This is a genomic window from Bradyrhizobium sp., assembly GCF_052389815.1.
Classification (GTDB): domain Bacteria; phylum Pseudomonadota; class Alphaproteobacteria; order Rhizobiales; family Xanthobacteraceae; genus Bradyrhizobium.
Window position 1 is genome coordinate 111,000 of record NZ_JBQTHN010000006.1, and the last position, 7,407, is coordinate 118,406.

Here is a 7,407-nt window from a genome sequence, read left to right on the forward strand (position 1 = left end):
CGATTTTCGAACAATCCTGGAGCAGATCGGCGATGGGACGGACCTTCCGGATCAAGTTGCACATGCGCCGCTTCGCGCGCCGGCACCCGTGGCTCACCTCCATCGCCCGCTCCTTCATGATCTTCTCCGCCGCGTTCGGCGGCGCATATGGTTTCATCGCCGGCAGCACCTCGCCCGTCTCCGGCTACGATCCCCACGCCTTTGCGATCGGCGCGAGCTTTCTGTTCGCGCTCGCCTGCCTATGGATCGTCACGCAGGGCATCCGCCTGCGGCTGATGCGCCGCAAGCTGCGCAAGATCGTGGCGCACAACGAGACGATGGCCGATCGCAATTGGGAATTGCAGGAAGCCGAATCGCGCGCCCGCAGCCTGTTCGAATCGCAGGGCGATCTGATCGTGCTGCGCGATGCGGAAGGCCGCATCACCTTCGCCAATGACGCCTATTGCGAGCTTGCGCGGCAACCGCGCGAAACGTTGATCGGCAGCATGGCGACGCTCGAGGTGATCGAGCAGGGCGACACCGCGCTGGAGCCGAACGGCACTCGTGTGCACGACCAGAGGATCGAGACCGCGTTCGGTCCGCGCTGGATCGCCTGGCGCGAGGGCCTGGTACGCAACGATGCCGGCGGGCCGGCGGAGATGCAGGGCGTCGGCCGCGACGTCACCGACCGCACCGAGAGCGAGCGGGCGCTCGCCGAAGCGCGCGACCTTGCGGATGCGGCCAACCGCGCCAAATCGCGCTTCCTGGCGATGGCCTCCCACGAAATCCGCACGCCGCTGAACGGCATCATCGGCATGAGCGGCCTGTTGCTCGACACCCAGCTGACGCCGGAACAGGCGACCTATGCGCGCGCGGTGAGGACCTCGGGCGACGCGCTGCTCGCCCTGATCGAGGAGTTGCTCGATTATTCCAAGATCGAGGCCGGCAAGATCGATCTGGAAGCGCGGCCATTCGCGCTGGCAACGCTGATCGAGGACGTCACCGAGCTGCTGGCGCCGCGCGCCCAGGCGAAGCAGATCGAGATCGCCGCCTATGTCGACGAGAGACTGCCGAGAGAGGTGGTCGGCGACGCCGCGCGGCTCCGCCAGGTGCTGCTCAACCTCGCCGGCAACGCCATCAAGTTCACGCAGGAAGGCGGCGTGGCGCTGATCGTCGAGCCCGGCATCTGGCCCAACGAAATCTCCTTCCTGGTGCGCGACACCGGCATCGGCATCGCGCCGGAAGCGCAGAGCCGCATCTTCCGCGAGTTCGAGCAGGCCGACGACAAGATCGCGCGCAGCTATGGCGGCACCGGCCTCGGCCTTTCCATCAGCGAGCGGATCGTGCGCCGCATGGGTGGGCGGATCGCGCTGGACAGCAAGCCGGGCGAAGGCTCGACCTTCGAACTGTCGATCCCGCTCAGTGCGGCCGACTGGAGCCGGCAGCCGGCCTTCGCCGCGCCCGATCTTTCCGGCCAGTCGATCATGCTGGTGGCGCCGTCCGGCGTCGGCGTCTCCCTGATCGAGCGGCGGCTGCAGCGCTGGGGCGGACAGGTCTGCACGATCTCGGATGTCGCGGTAGCGGAAGTGCTGTTGCCGGAACGCCCCTGGCACGCCGTGCTGGTCGATCATGCCTTCGGCGCGGCAACGATCGAAAAGTTCGGTGAGCGTGCGCGCGCGCACGCCGCCCATCGCATCGTGATGTTCACGCCCTCGACGCGGCAGGAGCTGCAGGAGACGGTCGGCTCGGCCTTCACCGGCTATCTGGTCAAGCCGCTGCGCGCCGCCTCGCTTGCCGCGCGGCTTGCCGCGCCGCCGGAGGTCGTAGCACCCGACATCGCCGCCGAGCCGCCGGTCGAGGTTGCGGCACAGGCCGCGCCCGCGCCGGCCGCACCGGGCCTTGCCATCCTCGTCGCCGAAGACAACGAGATCAACGCGCTGTTGATGCGCTCGCTGCTCGGCCGGCTCGGCCATCGCGCCGTCATCACCACCAATGGCGAGCAGGCGCTGGAATCCTGGCAAGCGGCGAAATCGGCCGGCACGCCCTATGACCTCGTGCTGATGGACATCCAGATGCCGCGCCTCGACGGCATCGAGACCACCCGCCGCCTGCGCAACCTGGAGGCCGGCGAGCCCGGCCGCCGCACGCCGATCCTGGCGCTCACCGCCAACACGCTGGTGGAGGACCGCTACGCCTGCTTCGAAGCGGGCATGGACGGGTTTCTGATCAAGCCGCTGGACCGGGAAAAGCTGGCCGAGGCGCTGGCAAACCTCGCCGCCGGCCGTCACATCGCTGCTTAGCGTCGCGCGGCTTACAGCCGCCGCAGCGCCACCTGCTCGACGACGTGGTCGGCGCCCTTGGTCAGGATCAGCGTGGCGCGCGGCCGCGTCGGCAGGATGTTGTCCTCGAGATTGGCGCGGTTGGTGCGCTCCCAGATCGCGATCGCGGTCGCGGTCGCCTCTTCGTCCGACAACAGGGCGTAGCGGTGAAAGTAGGACCTGGGGTCGGCGAACGCGGTGTCGCGCAGCGCGAGGAAACGCTTCACGTACCATTCGCGCAGCACCGGCTCTTCGGCGTCGATATAGACCGAGAAATCGAAGAAGTCGGAGACGACGGGCACCGCCTTGCCGTCACGCGGCAACCGCCCGGTCTGCAACACGTTGACGCCCTCGACGACGAGAATGTCCGGCTGGTCGACCGTGACCCACTCGTTCGGCACGATATCGTAGGTGAGATGCGAGTAGACCGGCGCGCGCACCGGGCGGCGCCCCGCCTTGATGTCGGAGAGGAACTGCAGCAGCATGGGCAGGTCGTAGCTCTCCGGAAAACCCTTCTTCTGCATGATCCCTTGCCGGTCGAGCACGGCATTGGGAAACAGGAAGCCGTCCGTCGTGACCAGCTGGACCTTGGGCCGCGGCGACCAGCGCGCCAGCAGCGCCTGCAACACGCGCGCCGTGGTCGATTTTCCGACGGCGACTGAACCCGCGACGCCGATGATGTAGGGCACCTTGCGGTCGCGGATGCCGAGGAACTGGCGCTGCGCCTGAAACAGCCGGGTCGTGGCATCGACATAGATCGACAACAGGCGCGACAGCGGCAGATAGATTTCCTCGACCTCGTTGAGGTCGAGCCGATCATGCAGCGAGCGCAAGCGGTCGAACTCGCCCGGCTCCAGCGTCATCGGCGTGTCGTCGCGCAGCCGCGCCCACTGGTCCCGCGTGAAGATGCGGTACGGATTATACTGCTGTTCCGGTGCCCGAATATCCATGGCTCACCCTTGGCTCACCCCTCCCGCTTGCGCGAGGCCTTCTCTTCCAATCCCGACATTCCGGTGCGCTGCGCCAGCGCCGCTTCGACATCCTCGAGCTTCACGCCGCGCGATTTCAGCAGCACCAGCAGATGAAACAGCAGGTCGGCGCTCTCGGCGATCAGGTGGCCGCGATCGTTCTCGATCGCGGCGATCACGGTCTCGACCGCTTCCTCGCCCAGCTTCTTGGCGCAGTGCTCCGCGCCCTTGTCGAGCAGCTTCCGGGTATAGGACGCCTCCCCGCCGGATGCCGCGCGGGCATCGATGGTAGCGGCCAGATCGTGGACCGTGAAACGCGACATCGCCAAACTCAATACCAGAGCGTTTTCAAGCGAAGTGGATACCGGTTCGCGTGAAGAAAACGCGTCAAATGCCTCCGGCGCCGCTTTGTCCCCGGCGCCATCCGGACGTCACTTAGCATTTTTGTGACGGGGAGTCGTCAGGGATCGAGGCGCATCGGCAGGCCCCGGCGCACCATGTGCTCCTTGGCCTGCCGGATGGTAAATTCCCCGAAGTGGAAGATCGACGCCGCCAGCACCGCGGTGGCGTGCCCCTCGCGGATGCCGTCCACGAGGTGGTCGAGATTGCCGACGCCGCCGGAGGCGATTACCGGTACGGGGACACTGTCGGCGATGGCCCGTGTCAACGGCAGGTCGAACCCCTGGCGGGTGCCGTCGCGGTCCATCGAGGTCAACAAAATTTCGCCGGCGCCGAGCGCGACCACTTCCTGGGCATATTCGATGGCGTCGATCCCGGTGCTCTTGCGCCCGCCATGGGTGAAGATCTCCCAGCGGTCGGAGCCGCCGGGACGGGGCACCCGTTTGGCGTCGATCGCCACCACGATGCACTGCTCGCCGAATTTCTCGGCGCCCTCCTTGACGAATTCCCGGCGCGCCACCGCGGCGCTGTTGATCGACACCTTGTCGGCGCCGGAGCGCAGCAGCATGCGGATGTCGTCGATGGTGCGCACGCCGCCGCCGACCGTCAGCGGCATGAAACAGGCTTCCGCCGTCCGCCGCACCACGTCCATCATGGTGCCGCGGTTCTCGTGGGTCGCGGTGATGTCGAGGAAGCAGAGCTCGTCGGCGCCGGCCGCGTCATAGGCAATCGCCGCTTCCACGGGATCGCCGGCATCGCGCAGATCGACGAAGTTGACGCCCTTGACCACCCGGCCGTCCTTGACGTCGAGGCACGGGATCACGCGAACCTTGAACATAGGTGTCTCCTAGTAGCGTTTTCAAGCGAAGTGGGTACCGGTTCGCGTGAAGAAAACGCGTCAAACCAAAGACCTAGAGCCATGGTCTCACCATGGCTCTAGGCGGCCGCGCCGGCGCGCTTGATCAGTGCGAGCGCGGCAGCGGGATCGAGCCGCCCGTCATACAGCGCGCGGCCGGCAATGGCGCCGGCCAATTTCCCGGCGCGCGGCGCCAGCATCGCCTTGACGTCCTCGATCGAGGCGAGGCCGCCGGAGGCGATCACGGGAATGGCAATGCTGTCGGCCAGCGCAATCGTCGCCTCGAGATTGAGGCCCTTCAGCAGGCCGTCGCGGGCGATGTCGGTGAAGATGATGGCGGCAACGCCGGCATCCTCGAAGCGCTGCGCGATTTCCAGCGCCGTGACTTGCGAGGTCTCGGCCCAGCCCTCGACCGCCACCTTGCCGTCGCGCGCATCGAGCCCGACCGCGACACGGCCGGGAAATTTTCGCGCGGCCGTCTTCACGAAGTCGGGATCGCGCACGGCGGCGGTGCCGATGATGACGCGCGCCACGCCCTTGTCGAGCCAACCCTCGACCGTCCTGAGATCGCGGATGCCGCCGCCGAGCTGCACCGGTATGGCGACGGCCTTCAGCATCGCCTCGACGGCCAGCGCATTCACCGGCTTGCCGGCAAAAGCGCCGTCGAGATCGACGATGTGCAGGTACTCGAACCCCTGCGCGGCGAAGGAACGCGCCTGCGCCGCCGGATCGAGATTGAACACGGTGGCGCGCGCCATGTCGCCCTGCTCGAGGCGCACGCACTGCCCGTTCTTCAGGTCAACCGCAGGAAAGAGGATCACGGCTTCCACTTCAGGAAATTGGAGATCAGCGCCAGCCCGAAGCGTTGGCTCTTCTCGGGGTGAAACTGGGTACCGATGGCGGTGTCCTTGCCGACGATGGCAGTGACCGGCCCGCCATAGTCGGCGCGCGCCAGCACGTTCGCCTCGCTTGCGGCATTGAGGTGATAGGAGTGCACGAAATAGGCGTGGCGGCCTTTCGGTCCCAGCGGCAAGCGCTCCAGCACCGGATGCTCCTGCACCAGGTCGAGCGTGTTCCAGCCCATGTGCGGGATCTTCAGGCTTTCGTCGCGCGGCTTGATCTTCTCGACGTCGCCCTCGATCCAGTTCAAGCCTTCGGTGACGACGTGCTCCTTGCCGCGGGTCGCGAACAGCTGCATGCCGACGCAGATGCCGAAGATCGGCCGCGCTTTCACGCGCACCGCTTCGGTCATCGCTTCGACCATGCCATCCACGGCGTCGAGGCCGCGGCGGCAATCGGCGAAGGCGCCGACCCCGGGCAACACGATGCGGTCGGCGCGGTACACCGCGTCGGGATCGTGCGTCACCGAAATCTTCTCGGGATTTTCCGAGGCCCGGCTGGCGCGCTCGAATGCCTTGGCGGCGGAATGCAGATTGCCGGAGCCGTAATCGATGATGGCAACCGTCATCGCGATGCTCCCGGCTCCGGAAACAGGCCGATGATGCCGCCCTGCGGGATCGGCGGCGGCTTCGAGAAAGGCTGGCCAGGTACGTTGCGCGTCGGCGGCGGGCCGCCACGCTCGACCGAATGGGAATTGCCGACGACACGGTTGCGCTTGGTCCAGCGGTCGAAGAAGCGCCGCTCGGCGGTTTCTTCATCGTCGGCCACGACCACGTCGAGCATGCGCCATTTGCGCCGCGACAGCGTCCAGCGCCGCAGGCTGGCGGCTTCGAAGCCGAGCAACAGCGCGAGCACGACATTGACGGCAAGGGTCGTGCGCGATCCGACGCCGGACCACGCAAGCCCGGCATTGACGGCCGACAAAAGCAGGATCCAGCCGATCAGCGCCAGCCAGAGCCGATGCCATGCGAGCCAGATCAGGCCCGCGACCGCGGCCCAGAAATGGAAGCCGTCGCGCACGAAGGCAAACTTGTCGGTCGCCACCAGATCGGCGCCGTTGCTCACCGGGGCATGCACCGTATAGACCGGCATGGCACTCTCCGAAGCCGTTGTTTTGAGCATGATCCCGTCATGCTCGCGGGGGCTCAGCCGCCGAGCGAGCCCTTGGTGGATGGCACCTCGCCGGCCGCGCGTGGATCGATCGCGACGGCGGCGCGAAGCGCCCTCGCCAGACCCTTGAAACAGGATTCGGCGATATGATGGCTGTTCTCGCCATATAGGGTCTCGACGTGCAAAGTCACGCCGGCGTTCATCGCAAAGGCGTTGAACCACTCCCGCACCAGCTCGGTGTCGAACTCGCCGACCTTGTCGCGCGGGAAATCCGCCTTGAACACCAGCACCGGCCGGCCCGAGATGTCGATGACGACGCGAGACAGCGTCTCGTCCATCGGCATATGGACCGAGGCATAGCGGGTGATGCCCGCCATGGTGCCGAGCGCGTGCTTCACGGCCTGGCCCAGCGCAATGCCGACGTCCTCGGTGGTGTGGTGGTGATCGACATGGAGATCGCCGTCGGCCTTGACCGTGATATCGATGCGCGAATGCCGGGCGAGCAGGTCGAGCATGTGATCGAGGAAACCGATCCCGGTCGAAACCCTGGACACACCCGTGCCGTCCAGATTGACCGCCACCTCGATGTCGGTCTCCTTGGTCTTGCGCTTGATGGTTGCCGTGCGCATGGAAAAGACTGCTTTCCTAGTGGTCCGATTCTAACATTCGCTCCCCGTCGGGGAGCCACTTGGCGAATGTTAGAATCTCAGGACCACTAGCAACTTAAGATGCCAGTGGCGCGGATTTGACATTCGCTTGCGCGCTCGCGGCAGATTGGGAGCGTAAGTCAAATCCGCTTCCACTGGCCCGCACACGCGGGTCTGTTAACAGGCGCATGGTGGCGTCGCCCCGGCGGGATGACGCTCCGATGCCGGTA

At 66.4% G+C, this 7,407-nt stretch carries 8 protein-coding genes; 1 reads left to right on the top strand and 7 read right to left on the bottom strand.

Annotated features, from left to right (window positions below):
* Window positions 1-32: 32 nt before the first annotated feature.
* Window positions 33-2,279 carry an ATP-binding protein gene (locus ACT4OC_RS02680; protein ID WP_444837455.1) on the top strand — a complete coding sequence of 749 codons (2,247 nt, stop codon included), beginning with the start codon at window positions 33-35 and terminating at the stop codon, window positions 2,277-2,279.
* Between the two features lie 11 nt (window positions 2,280-2,290).
* On the opposite strand, the gene coaA is transcribed toward ACT4OC_RS02680, so the two are convergent.
* The 7 genes from coaA to hisB form a co-directional block, all read right to left on the bottom strand.
* Complete coding sequence (gene coaA, locus ACT4OC_RS02685; RefSeq protein ID WP_444837456.1) at window positions 2,291-3,247, bottom strand: type I pantothenate kinase; 957 nt, start codon at window positions 3,245-3,247, stop codon at window positions 2,291-2,293.
* Window positions 3,248-3,261: 14 nt separating this feature from the next.
* On the bottom strand, window positions 3,262-3,588 hold the full coding sequence (locus ACT4OC_RS02690) for a phosphoribosyl-ATP diphosphatase (RefSeq protein WP_444837457.1): 327 nt from the start codon (window positions 3,586-3,588) through the stop codon (window positions 3,262-3,264).
* Window positions 3,589-3,725: 137 nt separating this feature from the next.
* Window positions 3,726-4,502 (bottom strand): imidazole glycerol phosphate synthase subunit HisF, encoded by a 777-nt coding sequence (gene hisF, locus ACT4OC_RS02695; RefSeq protein WP_444837458.1) that lies wholly within the window; start codon window positions 4,500-4,502, stop codon window positions 3,726-3,728.
* A 98-nt stretch (window positions 4,503-4,600) separates the two neighbouring features.
* On the bottom strand, window positions 4,601-5,350 hold the full coding sequence (gene hisA, locus ACT4OC_RS02700) for a 1-(5-phosphoribosyl)-5-[(5-phosphoribosylamino)methylideneamino]imidazole-4-carboxamide isomerase (protein ID WP_444837459.1): 750 nt from the start codon (window positions 5,348-5,350) through the stop codon (window positions 4,601-4,603).
* Window positions 5,338-5,988 (bottom strand): imidazole glycerol phosphate synthase subunit HisH, encoded by a 651-nt coding sequence (gene hisH, locus ACT4OC_RS02705; RefSeq protein WP_444837460.1) that lies wholly within the window; start codon window positions 5,986-5,988, stop codon window positions 5,338-5,340. The genes hisA and hisH overlap by 13 nt, the downstream gene beginning before the upstream one ends.
* Window positions 5,985-6,512, bottom strand: a complete 528-nt coding sequence (locus ACT4OC_RS02710; RefSeq protein WP_444837461.1) for a DUF2628 domain-containing protein — start codon at window positions 6,510-6,512, stop codon at window positions 5,985-5,987. The genes hisH and ACT4OC_RS02710 overlap by 4 nt, the downstream gene beginning before the upstream one ends.
* 53 nt (window positions 6,513-6,565) lie before the next feature.
* Window positions 6,566-7,159 (bottom strand): imidazoleglycerol-phosphate dehydratase HisB, encoded by a 594-nt coding sequence (gene hisB / locus ACT4OC_RS02715; RefSeq protein ID WP_444837462.1) that lies wholly within the window; start codon window positions 7,157-7,159, stop codon window positions 6,566-6,568.
* Between the last annotated feature and the right edge of the window lie 248 nt (window positions 7,160-7,407).

Excerpts from the sequence above, each read along its gene's own strand:
- coaA (WP_444837456.1), bottom strand. The coding sequence starts at position 3,247 with ATGGATATTCGGGCACCGGAACAGCAGTATAATCCGTACCGCATCTTC.
- ACT4OC_RS02690 (WP_444837457.1), bottom strand. The coding sequence starts at position 3,588 with ATGTCGCGTTTCACGGTCCACGATCTGGCCGCTACCATCGATGCCCGC.
- hisH (WP_444837460.1), bottom strand. The coding sequence starts at position 5,988 with ATGACGGTTGCCATCATCGATTACGGCTCCGGCAATCTGCATTCCGCC.
- hisB (WP_444837462.1), bottom strand. The coding sequence starts at position 7,159 with ATGCGCACGGCAACCATCAAGCGCAAGACCAAGGAGACCGACATCGAG.
- ACT4OC_RS02680 (WP_444837455.1), top strand. The coding sequence starts at position 33 with ATGGGACGGACCTTCCGGATCAAGTTGCACATGCGCCGCTTCGCGCGC.
- ACT4OC_RS02710 (WP_444837461.1), bottom strand. The coding sequence starts at position 6,512 with ATGCCGGTCTATACGGTGCATGCCCCGGTGAGCAACGGCGCCGATCTG.
- hisF (WP_444837458.1), bottom strand. The coding sequence starts at position 4,502 with ATGTTCAAGGTTCGCGTGATCCCGTGCCTCGACGTCAAGGACGGCCGG.